This is a genomic window from Pseudomonas violetae (assembly GCF_023072615.1).
GTDB lineage: Bacteria > Pseudomonadota > Gammaproteobacteria > Pseudomonadales > Pseudomonadaceae > Aquipseudomonas > Aquipseudomonas violetae.
Genome location: NZ_JAKNRW010000002.1, coordinates 69,099 through 95,184 on the forward strand (window position 1 = coordinate 69,099; position 26,086 = coordinate 95,184).

At 57.9% G+C, this 26,086-nt stretch carries 21 protein-coding genes and 3 pseudogenes; 13 read left to right on the forward strand and 11 right to left on the reverse strand.

What is annotated here, in order from left to right; all coding sequences use genetic code 11:
* Window positions 1–58 precede the first annotated feature (58 nt).
* The 9 genes from L9059_RS02645 to L9059_RS02685 form a co-directional block, all read right to left on the reverse strand.
* Window positions 59–1,276, reverse strand: coding sequence for a DUF3422 domain-containing protein (locus tag L9059_RS02645; protein WP_247287061.1), 1,218 nt, complete (start codon window positions 1,274–1,276; stop codon window positions 59–61).
* A gap of 312 nt (window positions 1,277–1,588) precedes the next feature.
* On the reverse strand, window positions 1,589–2,404 hold the full coding sequence (locus L9059_RS02650) for a hydantoinase B/oxoprolinase family protein (RefSeq protein ID WP_345894247.1): 816 nt from the start codon (window positions 2,402–2,404) through the stop codon (window positions 1,589–1,591).
* A gap of 375 nt (window positions 2,405–2,779) precedes the next feature.
* Complete coding sequence (locus L9059_RS02655) at window positions 2,780–3,964, reverse strand: type III PLP-dependent enzyme (RefSeq protein ID WP_247287063.1); 1,185 nt, start codon at window positions 3,962–3,964, stop codon at window positions 2,780–2,782.
* Window positions 3,961–5,736: an IucA/IucC family protein gene (locus L9059_RS02660; RefSeq protein WP_247287072.1), complete on the reverse strand. Its 1,776-nt coding sequence runs from the start codon at window positions 5,734–5,736 to the stop codon at window positions 3,961–3,963. Before L9059_RS02660 ends, L9059_RS02655 begins: the two co-directional genes overlap by 4 nt.
* On the reverse strand, window positions 5,733–6,875 hold the full coding sequence (locus L9059_RS02665) for an MFS transporter (protein WP_247287074.1): 1,143 nt from the start codon (window positions 6,873–6,875) through the stop codon (window positions 5,733–5,735). The genes L9059_RS02660 and L9059_RS02665 overlap by 4 nt, the downstream gene beginning before the upstream one ends.
* Complete coding sequence (locus tag L9059_RS02670) at window positions 6,860–8,641, reverse strand: IucA/IucC family protein (protein WP_247287076.1); 1,782 nt, start codon at window positions 8,639–8,641, stop codon at window positions 6,860–6,862. Before L9059_RS02670 ends, L9059_RS02665 begins: the two co-directional genes overlap by 16 nt.
* A complete protein-coding gene (locus L9059_RS02675) occupies window positions 8,638–9,837 on the reverse strand; it encodes an ATP-grasp domain-containing protein (protein ID WP_247287078.1) in 1,200 nt (399 codons plus the stop codon). Before L9059_RS02675 ends, L9059_RS02670 begins: the two co-directional genes overlap by 4 nt.
* A 75-nt stretch (window positions 9,838–9,912) precedes the next feature.
* Entirely contained in the window at window positions 9,913–12,021 is a 2,109-nt protein-coding gene (locus L9059_RS02680) for a TonB-dependent receptor family protein (protein WP_247287079.1), read from the reverse strand.
* A gap of 21 nt (window positions 12,022–12,042) precedes the next feature.
* The gene (locus tag L9059_RS02685; protein ID WP_247287082.1) at window positions 12,043–12,849 is read right to left on the reverse strand and encodes an HpcH/HpaI aldolase family protein; all 807 of its coding nucleotides are present in this window, start codon (window positions 12,847–12,849) and stop codon (window positions 12,043–12,045) included.
* 133 nt (window positions 12,850–12,982) lie between these two features.
* On the opposite strand from L9059_RS02685, the pseudogene L9059_RS02690 reads away from it, so the two are divergent.
* From L9059_RS02690 to L9059_RS30835, 9 genes and pseudogenes are all read left to right on the forward strand, one after another.
* A pseudogene (locus L9059_RS02690) lies at window positions 12,983–13,348 on the forward strand (oxidoreductase); the annotation flags it as partial.
* Window positions 13,349–13,629: 281 nt separating this feature from the next.
* Entirely contained in the window at window positions 13,630–14,190 is a 561-nt protein-coding gene (gene folE / locus L9059_RS02695; protein WP_247287084.1) for a GTP cyclohydrolase I FolE, read from the forward strand.
* Between the two features lie 120 nt (window positions 14,191–14,310).
* Window positions 14,311–14,853 (forward strand): DUF3833 domain-containing protein, encoded by a 543-nt coding sequence (locus L9059_RS02700; RefSeq protein ID WP_247287093.1) that lies wholly within the window; start codon window positions 14,311–14,313, stop codon window positions 14,851–14,853.
* Window positions 14,850–15,560, forward strand: a complete 711-nt coding sequence (locus L9059_RS02705; protein ID WP_247287096.1) for an SDR family oxidoreductase — start codon at window positions 14,850–14,852, stop codon at window positions 15,558–15,560. The genes L9059_RS02700 and L9059_RS02705 overlap by 4 nt, the downstream gene beginning before the upstream one ends.
* Before the next feature lie 14 nt (window positions 15,561–15,574).
* Window positions 15,575–15,880 carry a DUF6482 family protein gene (locus L9059_RS02710; RefSeq protein WP_247287098.1) on the forward strand — a complete coding sequence of 102 codons (306 nt, stop codon included), beginning with the start codon at window positions 15,575–15,577 and terminating at the stop codon, window positions 15,878–15,880.
* 25 nt (window positions 15,881–15,905) lie between these two features.
* On the forward strand, window positions 15,906–17,444 hold the full coding sequence (locus tag L9059_RS02715) for a cryptochrome/photolyase family protein (RefSeq protein WP_247287100.1): 1,539 nt from the start codon (window positions 15,906–15,908) through the stop codon (window positions 17,442–17,444).
* Entirely contained in the window at window positions 17,441–17,581 is a 141-nt protein-coding gene (locus tag L9059_RS02720) for a DUF2256 domain-containing protein (RefSeq protein ID WP_247287102.1), read from the forward strand. Before L9059_RS02715 ends, L9059_RS02720 begins: the two co-directional genes overlap by 4 nt.
* A 357-nt stretch (window positions 17,582–17,938) precedes the next feature.
* Window positions 17,939–18,622: pseudogene (locus L9059_RS30830) on the forward strand (PAS domain-containing protein); the annotation flags it as partial.
* A 108-nt stretch (window positions 18,623–18,730) separates the two neighbouring features.
* A pseudogene (locus L9059_RS30835) lies at window positions 18,731–19,165 on the forward strand (methyl-accepting chemotaxis protein); the annotation flags it as partial.
* A 75-nt stretch (window positions 19,166–19,240) separates the two neighbouring features.
* Here the strand turns inward: L9059_RS30835 and L9059_RS02735 are convergent.
* Window positions 19,241–20,104, reverse strand: a complete 864-nt coding sequence (locus L9059_RS02735) for a sensor domain-containing diguanylate cyclase (RefSeq protein WP_247287104.1) — start codon at window positions 20,102–20,104, stop codon at window positions 19,241–19,243.
* A gap of 475 nt (window positions 20,105–20,579) precedes the next feature.
* On the opposite strand from L9059_RS02735, the gene L9059_RS02740 reads away from it, so the two are divergent.
* From L9059_RS02740 to L9059_RS02750, 3 genes are read left to right on the forward strand one after another with little or no spacing between them, the layout of a single operon-like run.
* Window positions 20,580–20,798 (forward strand): hypothetical protein, encoded by a 219-nt coding sequence (locus L9059_RS02740; protein WP_247287106.1) that lies wholly within the window; start codon window positions 20,580–20,582, stop codon window positions 20,796–20,798.
* A gap of 2 nt (window positions 20,799–20,800) precedes the next feature.
* Window positions 20,801–23,224, forward strand: a complete 2,424-nt coding sequence (locus L9059_RS02745) for a phosphoketolase family protein (RefSeq protein WP_247287108.1) — start codon at window positions 20,801–20,803, stop codon at window positions 23,222–23,224.
* Window positions 23,221–24,264 (forward strand): class I fructose-bisphosphate aldolase, encoded by a 1,044-nt coding sequence (locus tag L9059_RS02750; RefSeq protein WP_247287110.1) that lies wholly within the window; start codon window positions 23,221–23,223, stop codon window positions 24,262–24,264. Before L9059_RS02745 ends, L9059_RS02750 begins: the two co-directional genes overlap by 4 nt.
* Here L9059_RS02750 and L9059_RS02755 read toward each other — a convergent pair.
* Entirely contained in the window at window positions 24,251–24,943 is a 693-nt protein-coding gene (locus L9059_RS02755) for an HAD family hydrolase (RefSeq protein ID WP_247287112.1), read from the reverse strand. The genes L9059_RS02750 and L9059_RS02755 overlap by 14 nt on opposite strands.
* Window positions 24,944–25,154: 211 nt before the next feature.
* On the opposite strand from L9059_RS02755, the gene L9059_RS02760 reads away from it, so the two are divergent.
* Entirely contained in the window at window positions 25,155–25,802 is a 648-nt protein-coding gene (locus L9059_RS02760; protein ID WP_247288266.1) for a BON domain-containing protein, read from the forward strand.
* The last annotated feature ends 284 nt before the right edge of the window (window positions 25,803–26,086 follow it).

The following is a 26,086-nucleotide window of genomic DNA, read 5'->3' on the forward strand; positions in this document are numbered from 1 at the left end:
GCGCTGCCAGTTTTTATCAGCACGCGCCCTAGTAAATAAAATCAGTCAGATCACCGCCTTAATGCTCTTTCACTTTCTTGATACGGAGCACGATCAACGCAAGAATGCTGAGCGCGAGCGGCGCCATTACCAGCATGGCCTCTCTCGGGGCCACCCCAACGCCAAGCAGGTGCAGCCCTGAGTAACCCAGCTTGAGCAAACTGAGCAGGTAGTAGGTAATGGCAATAATCGACAGCCCCTCCACTGCGCGCTGGATCTTGATCTGAGCATCGGCGCGAGCATTCAGACTTTTCAGGATTTCCGAGTTCTGTTCCTCCATTTCTACCTGCACTCGTGCTTGTAACAAATCGCCCAGGTTGGCCACGCTTTCAGCCAGATGCTCCAGACGCTGTTCGGTGGCGGTGCAGTACCTGACGCTAGGTTTGAAGCGGCGCTCAATAAATACACCCAGGCGTTGGCAATCACCAACGTGACTTTCTCGCAGCTCACCCAAACGTTCGAACACCAATTGCGCATAGGCGTGTGTGGCACTGAAGCGGTGCCTGGTCTTTGCAGAGCTGCTTACCACTTGGGCAGAAAGGTTGGAAATATCCGCAAGCAGGGCTTTCGCATTACTGCCGTCGGGATCAGCGTTCCGTTCGGAAAGGGTTACCAAGGTCTTGTCAAAAACATCGAGCTGCACGCTCAAGTCTTTGGCCATGGTCAACGATAACGAGGCCATCATCCTATAGGTCTCGATTTCCAGCAGGCGGCGTATCATCCGGCCCTGACGGAAGGCATTGAGGCGTCGGTTGACGAACAAAAAGTGGTTGTTGCCATCTTCGCTCAAGCGGAAATCACTCCAGACCATTGCATCGCCACCACCCACGCATGAGCCGCTCGGATCCTTGAAGCCGTAACGGGACAGATCCAGGTCGGCTTCACCACGCACGACAATCTGCACCGAGTTGATCAGAACTGACAAATGCCCTTCAACCTTTGACGCCAGCACCTCGGGCAGCGATGTCCAAGAAAAGTCGTCACAGGGTGAGGCGACCACCAGTGTCAGGGTGAAAAACTCCGCATGGCGCTCCCATTTCAGAGCATGACCACCGAGTTGTGTAATGCCCTGAGCGGCATTGAGGTCGAGAGAACCAACGCAGCATTGTTCAAGGAATGCATTGCACGCCTCATCGCTGCCAAGGAAGGCCAAATGAAACACATGGGCCGGCTCATCGAAATACAATGACGGGCGCGCGTGTAGCTCATTGTGCAGGCTTTGTCGTAACGGGTGCATGCGGTGGGCCATCTTCGAATTGTTTTTGCGGCTGCGATGAATGCCCACCCGTGCCAGGTGCCAAGTCTTTCGGTGCATCATCGATTGCTGTTGTTGGTGGGACAGCTTGGCAAGCTCATGAGTCACTGCCAGATGACGAGCGTCAGGCAGTCACAGAGTGGGCTTCCCTTAGGCGAGCCCCCTCTGGAGTCGAACGAGCGAGACTCGAATGAGTTATCGGGTTACCTTCGGTAGTATCGAAGCCCTGCCGTCCCTGGCAGGCACCTCTCATGCAAATTCTGCTGCCAGTTCTGTTCACTAGCACCCGTTCGGCTATGCCAAAGGCATCTGGTCTGGATAGTAGCGCCGAGCTTGTTCGATTGAGATGTATTCGTTTTTTATATCATCCTGGATAGCTTCCAGGCTCCGCGCTTTAGCCGGCCCCCAACCACCGCCGTTGGCAGTGACCAGCCGCAGCAAATCGCCTTCTTCAAGCGCTACGCGATTGGCTCGACTGAAGCGCTCGGTTGGAGCATCTGCGCGAATAATTTCGGCATAATTGCACGAGCCTTCAAGACCTGCGTCGATGCCCCACGGCGGGGTGATGCCGCGCCCGAAGAAAGTCGACACCCAAGCTTTGGGTGACAGGATCCGATAATCGAGCACTACTCCTCTTCCACCGCAGTGACGCCCCGCGCCGCCGTCTTCATGATGAAAACCATAGTGTTCGACGAATACTTCATAGCAGCGCTCGGTCAACTCGACCGGAATATTGCTGGTTTCACCATTGCCCACACAGAACTGACCGCTCTCCCCATCCTTGTCATGCCCGGCGCCCCAACCGCCAACCAACGGCTGAACCATGAGGTACTCATCATTGGTAGTGGCGTGGCGCCCGTTCAATAAAATTGAGCACACGGAACCGAGTTGCCCTGCGATCAATCGATCGGGCAACACTTGAGCCAATGCCCGACGTATCACATCGGCCGCCGCCACCATTGACTCGAAGTAAGCAGAAACCGGTGCCGGACGCTGAGCCGTGCAGATGATGGAGGTTGACCACCTCGATCGGTAACTCCAGCCGGAAGGTATAGGCTTGTTCATGCTGCGCGTGAAAGCGCTCGAGTATTGACGGCAACTGCAACTCATCAAGGACTACTTTTACCGTGTGTTCCTGGCCGGTATAACGAGCATTGATGTGCCATTCGAAACGGAGCTTTTCGCGCGAGACACCGTCGTCGGAAAATTGTGCTTCGGCCGTGGCCTGAAGACTGGCAAAAGCCCTAGTCAGGCCAAGCAACCCTTCGTCATCAAGCAGTTGAAGATGAGACTGTATGTAATCGCGGCGGGAATCGAGCCTCAACATGCCCCACGCTGAAAAGACGCCGGCGAATGGCGGAATGATGACTTTCGGAATCCCAAGTTCCGCAGCCAGAGCAGGTTGAAAATTTGATTACACAGGATGAAAGCTGTCCGAAGAGTTTGAAGGACACATCGGACAAGCAACCACAGATATGCGCGGAATCAGCCCTCGATAAAAACCTTCAACGGTGGTTCGTGCATCAGGAAGTTCTGGTGCGAGATGTTCCAGGCATAGGCGCCCGCGAGAGTAAATACCAGCAGGTCACCAATCGCTAGCTGCGCCACCGGTTGTAGTCTGGCAAGGACGTCCTTTGGCGTACACAATTGACCCACCAGCGTCACGAACTTATCGCTGATTTGTGCCGGTTGAATGCCTCGCAGTACCGTGAACGGATGGTCGTGGCCCTGAGCCGCAGGCGTGCGAAAGTGATGGGTACCGCCGCGTCCAATGGCAAAAAACTCGCCGTGACTGCTTTTGATGTCCAGCACCTGCATGACGTAGTAACCACAGGTAGCGCTGATGAAGCGGCCGATCTCGAAACGTATGCGGGTCGCGCCCATGTCGTACTCATTGATCAACCCCAGCAGGCCCTGACAAAACCGTGGCCAGTCGAATGACTTAGCCGCGTCCTGATAGTTGATGCCCATCCCTCCGCCGACATTCAGTAGCGGCAGTTGCAGGTCGTGGTCGGCGCACAGCTGGCGGAAGGTCAGAAAGTAGCTGCGAATCAACTCAAGGTGCGCGTCGACATCCAACTGGTGCGACAGCAGATGAAAATGCAGCCCCTTGAGTTCCAGAGACGGTTCTTCGCGCAGCAGTTGCAGAGCGCTTGCCAGACCGTCCTCGTCCAGTCCGAACGGCGTGGGTTTGCCGCCCATGACCAATCGGCTCTGCGGTGCCTGGACCAACTTCAGATTCAGCCGCAGCATCACCGGAGCCCGCACACCGCGTTCGCGGGCGATGCGCGCCAGACTGCGCAGTTCGGTCACGCTCTCCACGTGAAACGCCGAAATCCGGTACTGCAGGGCGATATCCAGTTCGCGATCAAGTTTGCCGGGGCCACCAAAGATCAGCGGCTTGTCGGGGCACTGTTCATGCAGCCACGTCAGCTCGCCGCCGGAGGCCGCCTCGAAACCGTCCACCCACGGCGCCAGGGTTTTCAGCACCAAGGCTTCCGGGTTGGCCTTGGCGGCGTAGAACAATTCGCAGTTTTCGGGCAGTACCTGACGCATTGCCTTTACGTGCCGCTCAAGGGCAGGCAGGTCGTAGACGTAGGCGCACAATGGCGCGTCATGTTCAGTCTTGAGCTGCTCGATGCGTTGGGTGACAGAGGCAGGAAGGCTCATGCGTGTTTTCTCTTTTCAGTCATCGTCAGCGGGCTGGGCAGCAAGGTGTAACCGGCCTCGCGGTCGGCGCGCATCATCAGGCGCGTCATGAAGTTTTCCTTGCTTGGGAAGGGAGCGCCGGCGCACAACTCACGCAGTTCTGTCGGATGGCCCAGACGCGTGGATTGCGCGTGCAGCAGGTCGCCGATTCGGTCCCATAATTGTTGTTCCAGCGTGCCGCTGCCGTTGGCCAGATGGAAGATCGCTTCGCCAAGATTGTTCACCAGTGCGCAGTAGCCCACTCGTTGCCAGGCCTTTTGCGCGCTGTAGTACACCGAGCTGCGGGTGCGTTCATCCAGCGCACTCAGGCGTTCAGCGGGCCAGATTTCAGGGACCAGTTTGGTACCTTCCAGATCGCGAATCCAGACCTGACTGGGTAGGCCGTTTTCAGCGAAGCCGATGACCGTGTTCTGCAAATGCGGCTCCAGCGCCACGCCCTGACGGAACAGGCAATACAGCACACCGCCGAGCATCTGACCGGCATAGGCATCCAGCCAGTTCAGCGTGGCTTGCTCAATGGTCAAGCCGGTTTTGTCGGCGTAGCGCTGTACCTGTGGGCGGCAGACACTGCGACCTTGTTGGTCCCAGGTAAATAGCGCCATTGCCACTTGTGGCTGATAACGCTCGCGTTCGGCGACGGGAAGGTTTTCCCGGTAAACGATACCGAAACATTCGGTGACTTCGCGGGCCTCATCCAGCGTACCGAGCGCTCTGAGGTCCAGGCTGGTGGCACTGGGCTCGGGCATCAACATGAAACCCGGCTGTTGCGTCGCCAACTCGCTTATGACGGGGCGGAGCAGTCGAGTGAGGGCAACGGCGCTGTCCAGTTCATACCAGGCGTTCTTGCGCACGCAGTTGGTCAGGCGCACGTGCATCGAGAACTTCATGAAATAGGCCAACTGCGGATGGTAGAGCGTGCGCACTGACGACGTCGGGTACATGGCCTGACCCAGGGGGCCGAGGTATTCGATCAAACCCTGTTGTTGCGCACGCTGTACCAGCGGGTCGGCAAGCACGCGGGCGACTTCCCAAGGGTGGCACGGATAGGCGTCCTCGCGCCCCGACAGTTGGCGCAACGTGCTGCGCGGATCCTCGCCCTGATGACGAATCAGCGGCGGATCAACCTTGAACCAGTGCAACTGAAAGCGCGCCCCAACTTCCGGCGAGCAGGTCAGCAAATCGTCATGGCAGATGCCCTCGCGACTTTTCGGTGTCGGATGCAGGGCATGGCCCCACAGTTGATGTTGCTCGGACGCCAACAGGCTGTCCGCTGCTTGGTTGCCCGGGCCTGAATGCCGCAGAAAGGTGCGGGTGATCTGCAGGCTGTTACCGATCTGTTGCAGCATCTCGCCGACGCGGTCGGCGCCACTCAACGGGGTACACAGCAGGCGCGCCAGTTCGTGGGCCTTCAACGGTCGCCAACTCTGGTTGTTGCCTTTGAAATAGGGTGCACTGATGTAGTGGCAACGGCCCAGAAGGCTGGCACGGTCGATGCGTACGACCAAGCGGCCACTGGGCAGCCGAATGCTGATGCAACGACTGTTGGCCTGGCGCAGGCTCATCGGCAGATCCTGTGCTTGATCGTTCAGGTTCACTTCGTTGCGGGGCAATGCGTATTCGCGCAAATAGCAATTGAGCAGGCACTCGATGGCATGTCGTTGGGCTTCGCCATCGAGGGCGTGGTCATGCTGGGATACGGTGCTCAGCGATACGGTATTCAGAGCGAACGTCATGCCGGAATCTCCCGGGAAGTCATCAATAGAGGGCGGGCGAGCACCATGGCCGCTGTGGCCGCCAGGCACGCAACGAGAAAGGGGGATGCGATGCCGCAGGTCTGACTGACCAGTGCGGCAGTGACCCCGGCAGCCGTGCCGGCCCATTTGCCACTTGAGTCGAACCAGCCAAACAGGCGGCCGGCGCTGCCTTGGCGGCTGCGCTGGCTCAGACAACGGTGCAGCCCGACAAAACTCAGCAACATGCCGGCCCCGCTGAGCAGACGCAGAGCGAACAGCGGCTCGGCCTGCACGCTCCAAAATTGCAGCGCGTTACTGATTGCCAGCAGTGCCAGCCCCGGCAACAGCAGGTTGCCCTGATGTTTCTGAGCCCAGGGCAGAGCCAGCAGGTAAACCAGATGCGGCAGGCTGTAGAGCACGCCGATCATGGCATCGCTGCCAATTCCCAGTTGCTCGCCGAAGGGCATGAAGTAAGGAAAGGTGACGACCATCGCGAAGCTGAACAGAAACTGCACCGCCATTAGCCGCGGCATGTCTTCCGGCAGGTCGCCCAATGCCTCTGCTTTTTTGCTGTCCAAGACATGCTTGGGGGCGTCCTTGGGCAGCGGCAGGATGAGTACGAAGGCCAGCAGCGGTAACCAGGCCAGATAGCGATACAGGCTCAATCCCATGCCTTGCGCGGTCAGCAGTCCCAACAGGATCGGGCCGCTGATCATCGCCAGGCGCGCCGAATACTGTGTCCAGTTCAGGGCGCGGGACAAATCGCCGCCCTTGAACTGGGTCGACAGGTAGGCGTTGGACGCCGCCATTGCGCCGCCGAAGGTGCCCTGGATGATCAACGCCAGGACGAACACCGTCAGATTAGGGCTGAAGCCTGCCAGCAGAAAACCCGCGAACAGTCCGGCATGCGCACGCAGTAGCGACAAGCGACAACCGTTGCGATCGGCCCAGCGTCCCCAGATCGGCGCCGCCAGTGCGGTGCATAGCGTCGGCAACACGAACAGTACACCGATGGCCCAACCTGGTGTGTCAGGTGCGAGGTCGGCAAGGATGCGCGGCAAGTACAACGGAATACCCAGCGCCGTGAAGGCCGACAGGTAATGCCCCAGCAGAACGCTGGTGATTAGACGCCGTTGCATGGAGCATCCTCCAGCAGGAAGTTCGCCGCGCTGTAGCCATAGAACTTGTTGATATCGCTGGCACCGGAATGCGCCTTGCTGAACAGGCTGCCGGCGCTGAGCAGGTATTTCACCGGCAGTTTCGGGCTGTCGAGCAGCCATCGGCGTGCGTCGTGACAATCGATGCCTTCTGCTTCGAGATGTTGCAGACAGGTCATGAGACGCTGACGCAGCGTGCCGTACAGACCGGATCGAGAGGCCAGGCCTGCGGTCGCTATCGCTTCCAGGATCGCAACAATATTCAGCTGCAAGGTGATGGTGCAGAACATCTCGGCCAACGGTTGGCTGCTGTCCACGCGAATGCGCTCATCCTGCAAGGCTGCCGGCAGATCAGCGAGATCTGGGCACGCATGGGTGAAGCGCCGAGGCCACAGGCGAGCGGCGTCGTTGTCCTTCATCAGCAGGCGCAATGGCTGACCTTGTTCGAACATCAAGACGGCGTTCTGCTGGTTGGCCTCCAGCGCAATGCCGTAATGCAGCCACAGCCGCAGATGGACCTGCAGCAGCAGATCGAGATAATCATCCAGCCAGTGTTGCAACGAACCTGCGTAGAAGCGCTCGACCAGTTGTTCGAGGAACAGGCGCCCGTCGGCAAGCGGGCTGGCCAACGCGGCGACAGGTACGAGTGTGGTGTTCTCAAGACCCGTCGGGTAACGGCGCACGATATAGGCGAGGTGACGACTTTCGGCGGCATGGCCACCGTGTTTTTCGTCGACGTGCAGATAACGTGACGCCAGTGCCGGATCGCGTTCGGACAAGGCCAACAGGGTGGTCTGGAACCAGTGACCGTCGTAGAGTGTGCTGGGTTTGATCAGGCGCAAGTTGCGCGCCCCGAGCGTGCTGACCAACAACGGCAGTTTGATGTGCCACTGAGGGTGATCAATGCAGGCCACCGTGCGCACGGACAGCGTAGGCTCGACCTGCATGGCCGAACGTGTAGCCTTGAGTGTGCCTTCAGGTAGGCCGTATTGATCCAGCTCGCCCCAGGTCAGCGGGTGCACTGGCAGTAATGAATGGGTGTTTTGCAAGGTCGCTGCCAGGCCGACTTCCTCGAAGTTCGGCCAGTGCGGTGGCTGCGGGCTGGTCAGGGTCACGGCATTGTTGGGAATCGCCAGCCAATTGAGTTCGAAGTGCGGCGCGAACTCCGGCGCGTAGCCTCTGAGCGCGGCGGCATCGAAGCCGCTTTTGGCCCGCGCCGTTGGATAGAACGGATGATCCAGGTAGCTCGCCAGTTGATCGATCTTGATCAGCCTCTGCGACCAGTCTTTCAGGCCAGTCACGTCGCTCAGCGCAGGGCCATGCTGGCGATATGCCTGATTGCACAGGATCCGGTGTTCGGTCGCGCAATCCGCTTCTGTCAGGTATGCCGCGAACAGCGTCTGACTTTCTTCGTCCAGGCCGTGGCTCAGGTGGCCCAGCCAGAGCCCGTAGCCGCGTTGAACCTCGCCGTGGCTTTGCGGCGACACTTTGATCCAGGCGTCGCCTGTACCAATCCAGTCCTGCAACGGATACGCCTTGACCACCGGCAGCCATAGTTCGTCGGCACCCAGATGGACAATCCGCAGCCAGTTTGCGTCGGGCTGATGCTGCAAGTGTTGAATCAGTTCTTCCGGCAACCGACAAATCTGTCCTGTGCTGACGATCCCTCGGATGTCCTCGCGCAGGCAGCAATCGATGATGCGTTGAGTCATGAACGCCTGATCCGCGGCGTCCGGATACAGGCTCATGCCATCACCCACTTCAGGTCGTTCAGAGTGGAATTCAGTTGCGCTTCGAGGCTCACCTCATCCGGCGCGATCAGTCTCAGTACGCCGACGTAGTCCTTGTTGGAATGGCTGATGGTCACGATGTCGCCGGTGTTACGAAGTGCGCGGTAATCGCACCAATGGCCCTCTCGTTCGACGTTGAAGCTGGCGCTGGCCTGATCCAGACGCCCCGAGCGGTCGGCCACAAGGTAATGAACGGTTGCTTCGGCTTGCGCCGGTTGCGCGTCGCTCAGGCTGCCTCCCAAATACAAAGCGACGATGCGGTCGAACCAACCCTGTGGCAGCAGCCGATCAAGCAGGAACTCGCGACCATCGCCGATGCTGCGATAGTTGATCTCAACCAGCACCGGGCCTTGGGCGGTCAGAATGAACTCGCTGTGGCAAACCCCGAAATTGACCCCGAACGCGGCCACTTGAGCCAGCGCGCCGGCGCGCTGCGCGCGGCTGAGTTGTCCATTCCAGCGTGCGGTGAGTTCTACGAAATGCGGCGGTGCTGAAAGGCTGACGTCGAAGCCACCGATGGCTTGCAGGTTGCGCCCGTCGCCCAGTGTCTCAAGGGTGAATAATGGGCCTTCTATGTACGCCTCCAGCAACAACGCCCGGTCCGGTTGCTGCTGCCAGAACTGTTCGCAGTAAACGGCCAGATCGGCGGCGTTTTGACATAGTCTGACGTCCAGGCTGGCGACGCCTTCACGAGGCTTGGCGACCACCGGCCATGGTGCATCGGTCGGCAGTCGGGAATTCGATGTAATCACCTGGAACCATGGCCCGGGCAAGCCGAGACGTTGCATGCGCTCGCGCATGGCCGCCTTGTTCTTTGCCGCATAGCACAGTCGCCAGTCCTTGCCGGGGCATTCGAATGTCTCGGCCACCATTGCTGTCGCCGTCTGCAGGTGATCGCTGTTGGAGAACACTGCGGCGGGGCGCAGACCCTGACCGTTGAGTGTCTCGATGACCGCTAGCGGATTGAACACATCACATTCGATAACGTGCAGCTCATCCGGCGAAATGTGCGAGGTGGCGAGCAGGCGCCGGTGTTCCTGAGCGTGGTCGGTGATGACCACGATCGGCAACCCGCGTTTGTGCGCGGCAGGCAGGAAGCCCTCGATAATGGCAGGGTGGGCGACGTGGGCAAGGATAACGAATGGACGTTGCATGGCAGTTTCCTGGGGGCAGCAGTTGCCCGTCCCGGAGGATCGGGCAACTGGTTTACACGTGCGCGAGTGCGCGGTTTAGAAGCGGTAGTTGACGCCTAGGGTGAGCGAGCGCTCTGGCGCGGGTTGACGACCCCACGGGCTGGTGTCGATACCGCGGAAGTAGTACTCGCGGTTGAACAGGTTGCTGATGCCCGCGGACGCGGTCAGGACGCTTTTGTCTGCCAGCTCGAACTCACGCTCAATGGCGGTGTTCCAGACCCAGTAAGCAGGTAGTTTGCCCACGCTGGCAGTGGCATTTTCATCGTTTGAGTTAGCGGCATCGGTATAAGCGCTGCTGATGTACAGACCGTCTAGGTTGTAGGTCCAGTGCTCGGCAAAACGGTAACGACCGTCAACCGTAAACTGATTACGCGAGGAATACGGTACTTCGTTGTCCTTGAATGTGCCGTTGCGTTGCTTGGCATCAAGGTACGCATAGCTGGCGTGCAGGTCCAGATCAGGTAGAGCTTGCGGCGTCCAGAAAATCTCGCTCTCGAAACCTTGGTGACGTGTGCTGCCAAGGTTATTGAAACGGTCAGTCGTGGCGTTGTAGCTGATTTGGTCGTCGAAATCGATGCGGTACAAGTTGAAGTCGACGCGCATGCCGTCCCAAGGCGTATAGCGCACGCCGGTCTCGTAGTTCCACGCCAGTTCGGCGCCGACATCGCCTTCCTTGACGATCTGCGTGACTTGCGGTGGACGCAGGGACTTCTGGGCGTTGGCGTAGACAAACCAGGCGTCGGTCGCCTGGTAACCCACTGTCAGGCCCGGCAGCCATTCTTCGGATTTGTTCTCGCGCGAGAACCCGGTGATGCCGTCCGCGTAATCCATGCGGGCGTTTTCGTAGCGCACGCCGGGGGTGATGGTCAGGCGATGATCGAGCAGACTGATGGCGTTGCTGAGGTAGAACGCGCGAGCGTCGTCATCGAACTTCCAGTCCCGGAACGGCGTCGTCACGCCGGTAGCGACGGTCTGGCGGTTGACCTTGTAGTCGATGTCTTCGCTGACATAACGGGCGCCCAGCAACCAGGTCTGGCCAACCGTGTCGCCATCGATGGTGGCACTGATGCGCGGCTCCGAGCCCCAGACTTTAAAGTCGCGTGGGCCGTCCTGTTTGGTTACCGCCGTACCGTCCGGGGTGAACGGTAGGCCGACCACGAAGTTGCGGTAGCTGTCGTGGGCGAAATTGGTCCAGCTGTATTCTACTGAGTCGAACGGCCCCATGGCGCCCAGGCGCTGGGTGTAGGTGCCCCACACGCGATTGGTGTCGCCCTCGAAGCGGTCCAGCGGACGCGTCGATTGCCGTGGATCATCCTTGTAATCCTGCACGCTAAGTGCTCCGGCCAGGTCCATATTGGCCTTGTAGTGCTGGATACCGAAGCTCAGATCGCGATCGTCGTCTATGTTCCACTGGCCGCGCAGACGGTAGTTCTGAACATCGGTGTCGGAGTGCTCGCGCCCGTATTCGCCACCCAGGGTATTGAGGTCCAGTTGCAGGCCGAAGTTGTCGGTCAGATAGCCGCCGGTACCCACATAGTTGTCCCACAACTGGCGCCCGCCAGGGTTGAATGTCAACTTCTCCTGCAGAGTGGTTTCCCACTCGCGCGGAATCGGCTTGCTGATGAAGTTGATCACCCCGCCAACGTTGTTCGGACCGTATTGCACCGCTGCGCCCCCGCGCACGATATCAATACGGTCAACCGTAGCCATGGTCATTGGAAACAACGACAGACCGGTCTGGCCATACGGCGCCAATGCCAGTGGAATGCCATCTGACAACGCTTGAATCCGGCCGCTGCGACTCTCATACAGCCCGCGTACGGAAATCTGCGGCAAGGCGCCGGTGCCGGTTTCGTCAAAAATCTTGATGCCCGGTACCCGTTGCAGCGCATCGTCCAGACCGCGGGCGCTGGCTTTTTGCAATTCGCTGGAGTTGATAACGCTGCGGCTGCCGGCATAGGTGCGCACTTCCTGATCGCTGGCCGTGCCGAGAACGTCACCCTGAATTGTCATGGGCGCCAGTAACAAACTGCTGGAAGGTCCGGTGGGCAATTCAGCGGGTTGATCGGCGGCCATGGCACCGTGACAGATGCCCAAGGCGATAAGACTGAGTGAAAAATGTAAGGAGTTTGTTGTTGTTTTCATGTGGACTACGTTGGCTCATTTTTACTGTTGGAGAGAATGCAGGCGGGCTTTCAATGCGTTATGCAGCAAGCCTCGGTCTTCACCGGCCAGAAAACTGCGGATCCCGCGAGCACGCCACAGCGTGTTCTGTTCGGCCGTGCGGGGATTTGCGCAGAAAGGTATGGCGGCGCTGAGGCAGGCATCGGCCATGTTTTGCAGCGTTTGCCAGACTTGAGGATTGAGCGGGTCGGGGCCCAGATCAAGATCGAGCGACAGATCCAGAGCACCCTCCATGATCATGCCTACCCCGGGCAGTTGCAGAATCTCGCCGAGCGCGTCGACCCCGACGCGGCTCTCGATCATGGGAATAATAGGGGTCTGACGATTGGCCAGATCGATGTATTCGGGTAATGGCAGGCGACCGAAACCGGTAATGCGTCCGCCGGTTATTCCGCGTTTTCCCAAGGGCGGAAAGAACGCCGCTTCAATGGCGCGTTGAACTTGCGCAGCACTTTCGGTGCGTGAAAGGACAATGGCTTCGATGCCGGCATCCAGTGCCCTACCGATCAGTTTTTCGTCCACTTGAGGTATGCGCAGCCAAGGCGAAATGCCAGCGGCCTCACACGCGCGGACACAATGCATGATGTCTTCTTCGGAGCGCAGTAAGTGCTCAAGATCGAGAATCACGAAATCGTAGCCCGCAAACGCGAGCATTTCGCAGAGCATCGGTGAAGGTAGAGAGTTGAGCAAGCCGTAGACGTTGTTCCCTGCGTGTAACCGGGAAAACACCGAAGAGGTCCGTATCACTGGCGCATGTCCTTCAGGGATCGAGGCGCTAATAATAATCATTCCCAATCATAAGTAAACATTTTTAGTCAACGACTTGTGCTATTCGTGATGGTCCTCATAAAAATCCCGTTCTTGATGTAATGCTGTTCACTGAGTCGCCCCGGATTACGGCGTGATCTTCGCTCAGCTTCAGCTTTATATTCAGGCTGCGCGAAATGCGATGGACGCAGGCTTCGACGGTATCGAACGGCACTGTGCCAACGGTTATCTGGTGAACCAGTTCATGTGCGCCCATAGCAATGTGCGCACCGATCAGTACGGTGGCTTGCTGCGCAATCGCCTGCGTTTTGTGCGTGAAGTGATCGCCGAAGCCGACTGGGGCGACGCACCTGTGATGCCGCAAGCCTTTCGTCGTGCGGTGCGTGACACCGTCACCAGCGCGATCATTTACGCCGGGCGTTACAACGCCGAATCTGCCGCGCAGTTGCTTGAGTGGGGGTTGGCCGATCTGGTCGCTTTCGGCCGCCCGCCCATGGCCAATCCGGATCTGCCAGCGCAGCGCTCCCATTTCCCCGGGAGCGCGCATTCCCCCCCTCTCCTTTCCGTTACCCGATCAACTCCCGTGCTTTTTGATGTGACGTTATCGCGTCTACACAAAAAGATTGCTGACTCATTGTCAGGTGGTTTTTTTCAGCCTATCTTGAATAAACCTATACAACGATCACTTATTCGTACAACTTATTATCAATAGAGTGGCCCCCACTCCCCCATCAACAGGCTTTCTCCTGCTGCCAGGGGCGGCCTCCCCGATAACGTGCAACATCGCCGCGAGAAGCCTGAATGAACCCACTACTAGCCAACCATTACCGTGAAATTCTCGTCGGCATCGGTGAAAACCCCGAGCGTGAAGGCCTGTTGGACACGCCAAAACGGGCGGCCAAAGCGATGCAGTATCTGTGCAATGGCTACACGATGAGCCTGGAAGACGTCACCAACGGTGCCTTGTTCCAGTCGCAGAGCGATGAGATGGTCATCGTCAGCGACATCGAGCTTTATTCCTTGTGTGAGCATCACATGCTGCCTTTTATCGGCAAGGCGCATGTGGCGTACATCCCCACTGGCAGGGTGCTGGGCCTATCGAAGGTGGCGCGGGTGGTGGACATGTTCGCGCGTCGCCTGCAAATCCAGGAAAACCTCACGCGGCAAATTGCCGAGGCGATCCAGCAGATTACCGATGCCGCCGGCGTGGCCGTGGTCATTGAAGCAAGACACATGTGCATGATGATGCGCGGCGTGGCAAAGCAGAATTCGATCATGACCTCCTCCGTGATGCTGGGCGCCTTCCGCGAGAGCTCCACGACGCGCCAGGAATTCCTGCAACTGATCGGGCGGCGAAGTTGATGCAGTTAGCCGGCTTCTGATCTTCGACACGAGCCATAAACCTGTACAAGACCTACTTGATGTACAAGCATGGATTTCGAAACTTCACCCTCGTCACCTGTGCACTCAGGGAGAAAGGCAATGACCCGACTTTTGGTTTTACTGGCTCTGGTACTCAGTGTTGCAAGCTGTGGCAGCGTAGATGTCACCCATTATGCGGATCAGCAACCGGCATTGAATCTGGAGCGCTTTTTCAGCAAACCCGTCAAAGCCTGGGGCATGTTTCAGAAGCGCTCCGGTGAGGTGGCCAAGCGCTTCGAGGTCAACATCGTCAGCCATCGTGAGGGCAAAAACCTGATTCTCGACGAGCGCTTCTTGTACAGCGACGGCACGCGCCAACGCAGGGTCTGGACCCTGACGCCCGAAGGCAAGGGGCGCTGGAGCGGTCGCGCGGATGATGTAGTGGGTGTCGCTCAGGGCGAAGTCGCCGGCAATGCGTTGCGTTGGCGTTATCGCCTGAACCTGCCGGTTGATGGCTCAACGTATGAAATGAGCATGGACGACTGGATGTACTTGATGGACGAGGACACGTTGATCAACCGCACCAGCATGTCGAAGTTCGGCGTAGAGGTCGGCCAGGTGACTTTGTTCTTCCGTCGCCAGGGCGCGGGAGAAACCCAATGAACAGCGCGTTCACCATGGCCTCACTCGGCGACGGTTATCGCGCTCTGGTGATCGGCGCCAGTGGTGCCCTGGGTACGGCTTTTTGCGAGCTGCTCCATCAGGACCCGCGATGCGTCGGGGTTCGCGAGCTGGGCCGCAATACAGTGCCAGGATTGGACTTGGAACAGCCTGAAACGATCGCCAGTGCCGCCACCGAAATGGCAGCAGAAGCGCCGTATCAGCTGATCGTACACGCCGCCGGCCTGCTCCATCGCGACCAGGTCAAGCCAGAAAAAAGCTACAGCGCGATCGAGGCGCAGGCGCTGCAGGCCGTGTTTCAGGTGAATGCACTGGGACCGGCGCTGGTGTTACGGCACTTTCTGCCGCTGCTTGATCCCCGTGGCGCGATGGCGATGCTTTCGGCAAAGGTCGGCAGCATTGGCGACAACCGTCTGGGGGGCTGGTACGCCTATCGCGCCTCCAAGGCTGCGCTGAACATGCTGATCAAGACGGCCGCCATCGAACTGGGCCGCACTCGTCCGCAGAGTCGACTGCTGAGTCTGCACCCAGGCACCGTTGTGTCGGGGTTGTCGCAACCTTTTCGTGGGGCCACCAACGCACGTCCGGCAGACGTTGCCGCCGCTGAACTATTGACCTTGATTGATCAGTTGACGCCGGCCGATAGCGGCCAGTTCTTTGCCTACGATGGAGAACGCCTACCCTGGTAGGCAAGGAGAAAAGCATGAACCTGCAAACCCTGACCGAGCGTGCGGCCAACAGCGAAATACGCGAGCTGGAGTTGCTGTCACTCGAAGGTGGTTTTTATCTGGCACGGATCCGACTCGATCATGGCCAGTTCACCTTGCTCGACGATGCGGCCAAGCCGATGCACCTGCGTTCAATCACCCACCTGCGTGACTTGCTGCAGACCGTGCCGGCATTTCCCTGCGTGTTGGTGCAGCAATGCGTGCACGACGAGATGTGCGGCCGGGATGCAGGGCCCGTCGAGGAACTGCGAATTCCGTTTTCGCTGACCACGCCTTTATGAACCGGTTGACGCTGGACTGAACTGAATGAACAATCGCCATCGGTTGTGCCTGGTACTGGGCGACCAATTGTCCTTTGACCTGGCTTCATTACAGAAACTCGATGCCGAGTGCGATACGGTGCTGCTGGTCGAGGTCATGGAAGAAGCCAGCCATGTGCCCCACCATCCGCAGAAGATCGCCCTGATCTTCAGTGCCATGCGCCATTTCGCCAAGGCGCTGCAAGACCAGGGTGTACCGGTCGAATACGTCACCCTGGATGATCCGAATAACAGCGGTTCGGTTGCGAGTGAGTTGCGACGCTGGCACACGCTGTTGCAAGCAGATGAAGTGCACGTCACCGAGTGCGGGGACTGGCGGCTGGAACAGGCGCTCAAAGACTGTGGCTTGCCCATCCATTGGCATGTCGACACGCGCTTTCTGTGTAGTCGCGCAGAGTTCGGCGCTTGGGCCGAAGGCAAAAAGCAGTTGCGCATGGAATTCTTCTATCGCGAGATGCGACGCAAGAGCGGGTTGTTGCTCAATGGCGACGGCTCTGCGGTGGGCGGCGCGTGGAATTTCGATGCCGAGAACCGCAAGGCTCTGCCCAAAGGGGTGAAAGCGCCCTACCCGGCCCGCTTCAGCGACGACGCTATCACCCGCGAAGTGCTTGCGCTGGTAAGGGTGCGCTTCAATCACCACTACGGCGCGCTCGATGACTTCAACTATCCGGTCACCCATGCCGACGCGCAGGCGCTGTGGGAATATTTTCTGGATTATGGCCTGGCAGGATTCGGCGACTATCAGGACGCCATGGCCAGTGATGAACCTTTTCTATTTCATGCGCGTATCAGTGCGGCGCTCAATATTGGCCTGCTGGATCTGCGTCAGTTGTGCAGCGACGTGGAGGCTGCGTATTGGGCGCACCGGATTCCACTCAATGCCGCCGAAGGCTTTATCCGCCAGCTCATCGGCTGGCGTGAATACGTACGGGGCGTCTACTGGCTGAAAATGCCAGACTACGCCGGCGGCAATCTGTTCGGCAACAGCAGACCACTTCCGGAGTTCTATTGGACGGGCGACACCCGGATGAACTGCATGGGCCAGGCCATCGGCCAAAGTTTGAAACATGCCTATGCCCACCATATCCAGCGGCTGATGGTGACCGGCAACTTTGCGCTACTGGCCGGCATCGCGCCGAGCCAGATTTGCGACTGGTACCTGGCGATCTACATGGACGCCTTCGACTGGGTCGAACTCCCCAATACACTGGGCATGGTCATGCACGCCGACGGCGGCTACCTGGGCTCCAAGCCTTACTGCGCCAGTGGCCAATATATAAAGCGCATGTCTGACTACTGCCGTAACTGCGCATACAAAGTCAGTGAAAGCACCACCGAAGATGCCTGCCCTTTCAATTCCCTTTACTGGCATTTTTTAATGCGTCACGGCGACCTACTGCGCAGCAATCAGCGCATGAGCATGGTCTACAAAAATCTCGACCGCATGACTGAACTCAAGCAGCAAGCGCTCTGGGAGCGTGGCCAGAAACTGCTCGCCAAACTGGATGCCGGGGAGTCGTTGTGAAAAAGAGTGAGCTCCCGGTCAAGGTTTGCGCAGTCTGCGGACTGCCCTTCACCTGGCGCAAGAAATGGGCGCGTTGCTGGGACGAGGTGCGCTACTGCTCGGAACGTTGCCGGCGGTTTAGATGCATTGGGCAGTGAAGGAGTAAGGCGAAATACATTTTCAATGTGCCGCAGAATAAACCTGTACAGACTAATATTTTTGTATAGGTTTTTCCCAATGTATGTCATTCTGATATTGGTCAGCCATCACTGGATACTCTCGTCCTTTCTAACGCCGTTGCCGCTCGTTCGGCATGGACGATTCGTATCTGACCCCGCAAGATTCTTGTACATTCCATATCTCCTTGCATAGGTTTTCGTTGACTTGAAGGAAGTTCCAAGCAGCCCATATCCACTGAGGTACGTATGTTCAACGCGCAAATCAAAAAAGAACTGGCCGTCAGCCAACGGCGCTTGGCTGACAGCGAAGCCACGCTTGCAGCCTTAGGTGGCTCCATGGCTCTGATTGAGTTCCAGTCTGATGGCACGATCCTCTGCGCCAATAGCAATTTCCTGAGGGTAATGGGATATGGCGCTGAGGAAATTCACGCCCAGCATCACCGCATCTTCTGTACGCCGAAATACGCCAACAGCGTCGCTTATCAAAGTTTTTGGTCACGCCTGGGCAATGGTGAGTTCATAAACGACCGCTTCCTGCGCCTGGACAAACAGGGGCGTGAGATCTGGCTTGAGGCCAGTTATAGCCCTGTTCGCGACATCTCCGGACAGGTGATCAAGATCATCAAGATTGCTACTGATGTAACTACCCGGGTTCGCAAAGAACAAGAGCAGGAGAGCCAGATCAAGGCGATTAACCGTTCCATGGCAACCATCGAGTTCAACCGACAGGGAGAAGTCATCAGCGCCAACGAAAACTTCCTTGCAGTGATGGGTTACCGTTTGGAGGAGATTGTTGGTAAGCACCATCGACTGTTCTGTGAGCGTAGCGAAAGTGAATCCAACGATTATCGCCAGTTCTGGGAGCGCCTGAATCAGGGCGAATTTTTCTCAGGTAGCTTCAAGCGCCTCAACAACCAGGGACGCACAGTCTGGTTACGTGCGACTTACAATCCGGTGTTCGACGCCAACGGTAGACTTTACAAAATAGTCAAGTTTGCGAGCGATATCACTGATCAGGTTCTACAGCAGGAAACTGAGTCACGAGCAGCGCGCATGGCCTATGAGACTTCACTGAAAACCGACGATACAGCACACGAAGGAGCCCGAGTGGTGCAGGAGACCGTGGATGTCATGCGAGGCCTGGCCGGCGAATTGAATCACGCAGCCGAAGGTGTCAATGCTGTCAGTCTGCAGTCGGAGTTAATCAGCAGCATCGTGCAGACCATCCGTGGGATTGCCGAGCAGACAAATCTCCTGGCGCTCAATGCGGCCATCGAAGCGGCTCGTGCCGGAGAACAGGGGCGAGGTTTTGCGGTGGTTGCTGACGAAGTGCGCAACCTGGCTGCGCGCACAAGTCAAGCCACTATAAAGATTGTCGAAGTGGTGCAGCACAATCGTGAATTGGCCAAGGGGGCAGTAGCCAGCATGGAGGCGAGTAAAGACAAGGCAGAACAAGGAGTCAAATTAGCCGGTGAGGCTGGTCAAGTGATCCTCGATATTCAGGACAGCGCTCGCCAAGTCGTACACGCGATCAGTAATTTCGCGTCGACATTAGCACGATGACTCGGCGTGGCAGCATGCGCAAAATCTTGGCTTGATCGACACATTGCTTCATATGGCAGATACCCTTTCGGCTCGTCAGTTAGCGGCAGAACGATGCCTTTTGATCCGGTACATGTCGCCATCTGCATGGCTGAGGAGCGTATCGGCATCCTCACCGTCCGCAGGGTAATAAGCCACGCCGATACTGCAGGAGGGCATTTTTATCCCGCCAAATTCAGCGCCCAGCGGCGCGGCCATGACCGCGAGAATCTGCTCCACCTTTTCGAGAACGGTGTCCTCCGACTGGATATCCGTCAACAGAACAGTGAATTCATCACCGCCCATTCTGGCCACCGTGTCCGTCTCCCGTACGCAAGCTTCCAGCCGGCGTGCAATAACACAGAGCACGCGATCGCCTGCCGCATGTCCATGGACATCATTGATACCCTTGAAATCATTGATATCCAGAAACAGCAGAGCCAAAGTGTTCTTGTGACGGCGAGCCGCTCGCAGGGCTGAGTCCAGTCGCTCATTGAAAAGCGACCGATTGGTCAGCGCGGTTAACGGATCATGATGGGCGAGGAAGCGTAACTCCGCCTCGACCTGCCTGAGTGCAGTCACGTCCCGCGCGACACCGATCCGCGCACCCACGTCCTCAGACCAGAAGGCGGCCCACAGGATGTGTACGATACCTCCATCCTTGCGGATATAACGGTTGCGAAAATCGATGTGCGGTTGACCGTTCATGACCCGGATAATGGATGCCCGTGTGATCGCCAGATCGTCAGGATGCATATAGTCGGTGATCGAAGTGCCAGTCAGTTCGTCGGCACCGTAACCGAGCAGTACCTCACAGGCATCACTCACAAATACAATCTGGTTGTCCCTATCGACCACGAAGATCGTATCCAGCATCAGATTGATGAGTTTGGGGTAGAGCGCTTGCAGGTCAACGGGCATAGGTCAAGGGAGTCCGGTTCATATATCTGGATCATAGCCCGATCGCGCAGCGAGCCGGCGAGAAATCCTGCGACTTCTGGGAAGCAATCACAAAGTCAGGCATCCAAATCGTCACGCCATCGCGCCTGAACGGAGGGAAGGGATGACATCAGAAAGACTAGTTAGTGTTTCAATTGAGCATGATTAAAATCAATTGTCCATATATGTGTCATCGGGAACTGGCGTTGTATCCTGCACGAACACATGGTTGTTTCTAGTATTAGCGCCTCTCCTGCTTGACCTCTATTGCCCCGGCCAAGTCAACAGCGGCAAGAAACGCGACGTCGCAGTTCCTTCGTGCGCTTTCTCCGGGTTGCCCTCAGATGTGCAATGACCATCTCTGCGTTTCACTTTTCACACCAAGTTGATCGTAGCGTGCGCTGGCGCACAGAACGAAACACCGTCCTGGCGCATGGTCAAACCTCATCGAGGATCCTTGCGGTTCAAACGGGAGAGCGAAGATGCCGTTCCGCTATTGGAGCAACTGGTATTTGGCAGGGTTGGTTTTCATAGTGCCCACTCGTTCCTGACGCTGCCGGAAGTCGGTGCTGTCCTCGTCGGCGGCGCCAGTCTGAAGTCTGCAGATTTTCTTGCGATCTGCCGGGCGGCCACGGCCATGCCTCCTCACTCCACCAATCCTCCAAAGGAACAGTGACCATGAACGATGCGCTCACATTGACGCAAGAGAGTGAAAACGTAGATGTCACCGGCCTTCCAGCCGCCGATATCCCCACGTTAGGCGCACAAGAATTGTCGCGAATAAACGCTTACTGGCGAGCCGCCAATTACATCTCGGTCGGCCAGATGTACCTTTACGACAACCCGCTGCTGCGCGAGCCTTTGACAATGGCACACGTCAAGCCGCTCGTCGTTAGCCATTGGGGGACGACACCGGGACAGAACTTCATCTACGTCCATTTGAATCGAGTCATCAAGAACCACGATCTGGACATGATCTACATTTCGGGACCCGGACACGGAGGCCCGGCAATCGTCGGCAACGTCTATCTCGAAGGCACCTGGAGCGAGGTCTATCCGAACGTTGGCCAGGATGAAGCTGGGCTGAAGAAGTTGTTCAAGCAATTCTCGTTTCCGGGTGGTATTTCCAGTCATGTTGCGCCAACGACGCCAGGATCGATTCACGAGGGTGGTGAGCTCGGCTATTCGCTCAGCCACGCCTTCGGTGCCGCATTTGATAACCCTGACCTGATAGTCGCCTGTGTCATCGGCGACGGCGAGGCCGAAACGGGTCCGTTGGCCACCGCATGGCAGTCCAACAAGTTTCTCGATCCGGTCACCGACGGCGCGGTGCTGCCGATCCTGCATTTGAACGGCTACAAGATCAGCAACCCGACGTTACTGGCGCGCATCGCTCATGGCGACCTGGAGCAGTTTCTTCGCGGAAGCGGCTGGGCGCCTTACTTTGTCGAAGGCGAAGACCCCGCGACGATGCACGAACTGATGGCCAGCGCGACGGACAAAGCCATCGCGCAAATCAAACAATTACAGACTCTCGCCCGTACCACCGGCACGGCCACACTCCCCCTCTGGCCGATGATCGTCCTCAGGTCGCCCAAGGGCTGGACCGGGCCGAAAGTCGTCGACGGGCTGCCCGTCGAGGGCACCTTCCGGTCGCACCAGGTGCCGTTGCTGGTTGATGCCAAACACCCCGAGCACCTGGCGCAACTTGAGCGCTGGATGAAGAGTTACAAGGCCGAGGAGCTGTTCGATACCAACGGACGTTTGATCGAGGAACTGGCGGAAATGGCGCCGAAAGGCCTGCGACGCATGGGTGCCAATCCAAATGCTAACGGCGGTCTCTTGCTACGCGATCTGCACATGCCCGACTTCCGTGTGCATGCAGTGCGTGTCCCCTCCCCCGGCGCCGTCTTCGCCCAGGATACCTTGGTGCTCGGTGAATTCTTCAAGGACATCATCCAGCTCAATCCCGACAATTTTCTTATCTTCGGCCCGGACGAGACAATGTCGAACCTGCTTGGCGCTGTCTTCAAAGTCACCAACCGCCAATGGGATGCGGCAACCATTGCGAACGACGAGTTTCTGGCCCCGGCCGGCCGCGTCCTCGATTCGATGCTTAGCGAGCACCAGTGCGAAGGTTGGCTGGAGGGCTACCTGCTGACCGGTCGGCATGGGCTTTTCAACAGCTACGAGGCCTTCATCCGCATCATAGATTCGATGTTCAGCCAGCATGCCAAGTGGCTCAAGGTCACCAAGGAGCTGGCCTGGCGTCGGCCTATTGCCTCACTGAACTATCTCCTCGCCTCGCACGTGTGGCAGCAGGACCATAATGGTTTCACACACCAGGACCCGGGCTTCCTCGACCATGTGATCAACAAGAAAGCCGACATCGTCCGCGTTTATCTGCCGCCCGACGCGAACTGCCTGTTATCGACATTCGATCATTGCTTGCGCAGCCGCAATTACGTCAACGTCGTCGTCGCGGGTAAGCATGCGCTGCCGCAATGGCTGACCATGGACGAAGCGATCGTGCATTGCACTCAGGGCGTTGGGATCTGGCAATGGGCCAGCAACGATCAGGACAGCGAACCGGACGTCGTCATGGCTTGCTGCGGCGACACGCCGACACTGGAGATTCTGGCGGCGGTGTCCATCCTGCGCGAGCATTTACCCGAACTGAAAATCCGCGTCGTCAATGTCGTTGATTTGATGAAATTGCAGTCCGCCAGCGAGCACCCGCACGGGTTGAGCGATGGGGACTACGACTCACTGTTCACCAAAGACAAGCACATCATCTTCGGCTTCCACGGCTACCCCTGCCTTGTGCACCGCCTTACCTATCGCCGAAACAACCGCAACCTGCATGTGCGCGGCTACAAGGAAGAAGGGACGATTACCACGGCTTTTGACATGCGGGTTCAGAACGACCTGGACCGGTTTCATTTGGTGCAGGATGTTGTCGACCGTCTGCCTCATCTCGGCAGCAGGGGGGCTTACCTGAAGCAGATGGCGCGGGACAAGCTTGTCGAACACAAGCTCTACATCAACCAGCACGGCGAAGATCTGCCCGAAATTCGCAACTGGAAGTGGGGGGGCGCATGAACCCTTTGGAGCTTGCCGACACGGCGCGTCGGATGCTGGCTAACGGCAAAGGCTTGCTGGCGATGGACGAGAGTTCCCCTACTTGCAACGAACGTTTCGCAGCACTCGGCATTACACCCTCTGAAGCGTCGCGACGTGCGTGGCGTGAACTCCTGATCACGGCGCCGGGGCTGGCCGAGAGTATCGGCGGCGCCATACTCTATGACGAAACGATCCACCAAAGGTGTGCCGATGGCACGCCGTTCGTGAAAGCGCTGACTAACGCTGGCATCCTGGTCGGGATTAAGGTCGATACCGGTGCGAAGGCACTGGCCGGGCACGCTGGCGAGAAGGTCACCGAAGGGTTGGACGGTTTGCGCGAACGGCTGCAAGGCTATGCAGCCATCGGTGCGCGCTTCGCCAAGTGGCGAGCGGTGATCCCAATGGGCGCCGGTCTTCCCAGCGCCGCGTGCGTCGTCGCCAATGCCCATGCACTGGCGCGCTACGCGGCCCTCTGCCAGGAGGCCGGGCTTGTGCCTGTGGTTGAACCCGAAGTGCTGATGACGGGTGATCACTCGTTGCAACGTTGTGCCGACGTCAGCGCACAACTACTGCACGAGGTCTTCGAGCAGCTACATGTTCAGGGCGTGCTGCTCGAAGGCATGGTGTTGAAGCCAAACATGCTCCTGCCGGGCCTCAACTGCAGCCATCAGCACAGCGTAGACGAAGTAGCCGACGCCACCGTGACGGCGCTGCTACGCGCCGTGCCAGCCGCCGTGGCGGGCATCGCGTTCCTGTCTGGTGGCCAGAGTGCCGAACTGGCGTCAGCGCGATTGAGTGCGATGAACCGACGCTTCAAGTCTCGACTGCCCTGGGCGTTGACGTTTTCTTTCGCACGCGCAATACAGCAGCCAGCCCTTGAGATTTGGCGCGGCGACCCCGGCAAAGTCGCGCAAGCTCAACGCGCATTACTGCACCGCGCCACCTGCAACCAAGCTGCGCGGCAAGGTGACTACTCGCCCGCCATGGAGAACCAGGCAAGCCCAATCATCGGCACATAGCCGGTGGGCAGAGATGCGAGAGATCAAACGTGACGAGATCGCCGATGCACTCAATCGTTAAATCAGCTGCCGGTTGGACGGCGAGGATACCGGGGTCCATGGCGTAATGGCCCTGCCGTACAAAGACGGTGGTCAACCGTTCCCCCCAGATAGCCTTCATGGCCGTCAGGATGCTCAGCTTGTCTTCGATCACCACGTAGTGGCGTGCAGGATAGTGGCGCTCTACGGCCTGTAGCATCTTTTCCTTGTGCACATAGACCAACGCACGCCCCTCTACTGCTTGCCATAGACCCGAGCGCTGCAGCTTACGCGGCTGTAAAACCACATCGCCGTCGGACAGGATTACGGTCAGGCCGTAGTGGCCCAGATGCGTGATGACTTCCAATGCATGTGTATAAAGTCGATTGGCAAACGGGTAGTCGATCAGAAAGGAGGACATCAACAACAGCTTTTGCTCATCTGCACTGCCCTGTCCGATCTCAAGCCGGTAGCGCTGCAAGGCGCCCAGGTAATCGACATAGCCGAGTTCTTTGCGCAACGCGTTGAAGACTGTCCAGTAGCGCTGAGCATGGACGTCACCCAATTGTTTCTTTAACTGCTGGTGAAAATCGGCGACAACCCGGTCGCCGTCCAGCAACGTGTTGTCGACGTCCAGCAGGAATACCACGTCAGCCATCATCGAGGGACTCGATCGGTTTGACCGGTCTGCGTCGGTGCGAATGCTTGTGGGGCAATACGGTGAGTGATCAAGGCGCGACGCTCCTTTGTTGTCTTGGCAGACGATCAAACAGCGTGCGCGAGGTCGTTCCAGCACGTCTGTGTGCTGACGCACAGACGGCGGTTTATCTTGAGACCACTGTGGCATTGAGCAAGCGCCAAGAGGATCGATGATGAATGACCTGACGTTACGTCGAAGTATTCTGGACGAGCTGGAGTTTGTACCGCACATCGATGCAGCCGCTATTGGTGTCACCATCGAAAACGGTGTTGTTGTGCTCCGCGGGCATGTGAGGACCTACGCTGAAAAAATCGCCGCTGAGCACGCAGTCCAGGGCGTTAAAGGCGTCGCTGCGGTGGCCGAAGAACTCGAAGTACGGGTGTGCGGCGCCCACGCTATTGATGATGGCGTGATCGCCTCGCGTTGCCTGGACCTGATCCACTGGGACACGGCGGTTTCCAAGGAGTCCATTCACATCAAGGTGCAGCAAGGATGGGTAACGATTGAGGGCCACGTGGAATGGCAATACCAGAAAGACGCCGTGAAAGCGCTCATACAGCAATTGCAAGGGATCGTGGGAATCGACAATCGTGTAGTCATAAAGCCAAAAGACAGCATTGTAGATATCAAGACGCTAATCGAAGAGGCCTTGGCACGAAGTGCCGAGCTGGATGCCCGCAAGATCCGCGTCACGGTCCATGGCAATCAAGTAACACTCGAAGGCACTGTTAATAGATGGCTTGAGCGTAAAGCAGTCGAACACACGGCTTGGGCGGTCCCAGGCGTAAATCGTGTAGAAAATCACCTGCTCATCAGCTGACCAGGCAGAAGCACGGTTCATCGGATCGAGGTTTGCGGTTGCGATGTACAAAATGTCGTACTGACCGCCGCCGACATGGCTCATTCGGCGGCACGTTTGAACGCTGGCGATAAGTAGATTCGCCTGTCGACGCATAAGAGTGCGGATGAATTCATCACGTTATTCGTCGATATTGATTGAAAATATTGATGGATTTTCGGGATTTGCACTAAACCTTGGTAGGATAGAGCGGCAAATTTCTCGTTTTACCATAGGAACAGCGGGGCTACAGACCATCGCACGCC

Excerpts from the sequence above, each read along its gene's own strand:
- L9059_RS02645 (WP_247287061.1), bottom strand. The coding sequence starts at position 1,276 with ATGCACCCGTTACGACAAAGCCTGCACAATGAGCTACACGCGCGCCCG.
- L9059_RS02650 (WP_345894247.1), bottom strand. The coding sequence starts at position 2,404 with ATGAGTTGCAGTTGCCGTCAATACTCGAGCGCTTTCACGCGCAGCATG.
- L9059_RS02655 (WP_247287063.1), bottom strand. The coding sequence starts at position 3,964 with ATGAGCCTTCCTGCCTCTGTCACCCAACGCATCGAGCAGCTCAAGACT.
- L9059_RS02660 (WP_247287072.1), bottom strand. The coding sequence starts at position 5,736 with ATGACGTTCGCTCTGAATACCGTATCGCTGAGCACCGTATCCCAGCAT.
- L9059_RS02665 (WP_247287074.1), bottom strand. The coding sequence starts at position 6,875 with ATGCAACGGCGTCTAATCACCAGCGTTCTGCTGGGGCATTACCTGTCG.
- L9059_RS02670 (WP_247287076.1), bottom strand. The coding sequence starts at position 8,641 with ATGAGCCTGTATCCGGACGCCGCGGATCAGGCGTTCATGACTCAACGC.
- L9059_RS02675 (WP_247287078.1), bottom strand. The coding sequence starts at position 9,837 with ATGCAACGTCCATTCGTTATCCTTGCCCACGTCGCCCACCCTGCCATT.
- L9059_RS02680 (WP_247287079.1), bottom strand. The coding sequence starts at position 12,021 with ATGAAAACAACAACAAACTCCTTACATTTTTCACTCAGTCTTATCGCC.
- L9059_RS02685 (WP_247287082.1), bottom strand. The coding sequence starts at position 12,849 with ATGATTATTATTAGCGCCTCGATCCCTGAAGGACATGCGCCAGTGATA.
- folE (WP_247287084.1), top strand. The coding sequence starts at position 13,630 with ATGAACCCACTACTAGCCAACCATTACCGTGAAATTCTCGTCGGCATC.
- L9059_RS02700 (WP_247287093.1), top strand. The coding sequence starts at position 14,311 with ATGACCCGACTTTTGGTTTTACTGGCTCTGGTACTCAGTGTTGCAAGC.
- L9059_RS02705 (WP_247287096.1), top strand. The coding sequence starts at position 14,850 with ATGAACAGCGCGTTCACCATGGCCTCACTCGGCGACGGTTATCGCGCT.
- L9059_RS02710 (WP_247287098.1), top strand. The coding sequence starts at position 15,575 with ATGAACCTGCAAACCCTGACCGAGCGTGCGGCCAACAGCGAAATACGC.
- L9059_RS02715 (WP_247287100.1), top strand. The coding sequence starts at position 15,906 with ATGAACAATCGCCATCGGTTGTGCCTGGTACTGGGCGACCAATTGTCC.
- L9059_RS02735 (WP_247287104.1), bottom strand. The coding sequence starts at position 20,104 with ATGCCCGTTGACCTGCAAGCGCTCTACCCCAAACTCATCAATCTGATG.
- L9059_RS02745 (WP_247287108.1), top strand. The coding sequence starts at position 20,801 with ATGAACGATGCGCTCACATTGACGCAAGAGAGTGAAAACGTAGATGTC.
- L9059_RS02750 (WP_247287110.1), top strand. The coding sequence starts at position 23,221 with ATGAACCCTTTGGAGCTTGCCGACACGGCGCGTCGGATGCTGGCTAAC.
- L9059_RS02755 (WP_247287112.1), bottom strand. The coding sequence starts at position 24,943 with ATGATGGCTGACGTGGTATTCCTGCTGGACGTCGACAACACGTTGCTG.
- L9059_RS02760 (WP_247288266.1), top strand. The coding sequence starts at position 25,155 with ATGAATGACCTGACGTTACGTCGAAGTATTCTGGACGAGCTGGAGTTT.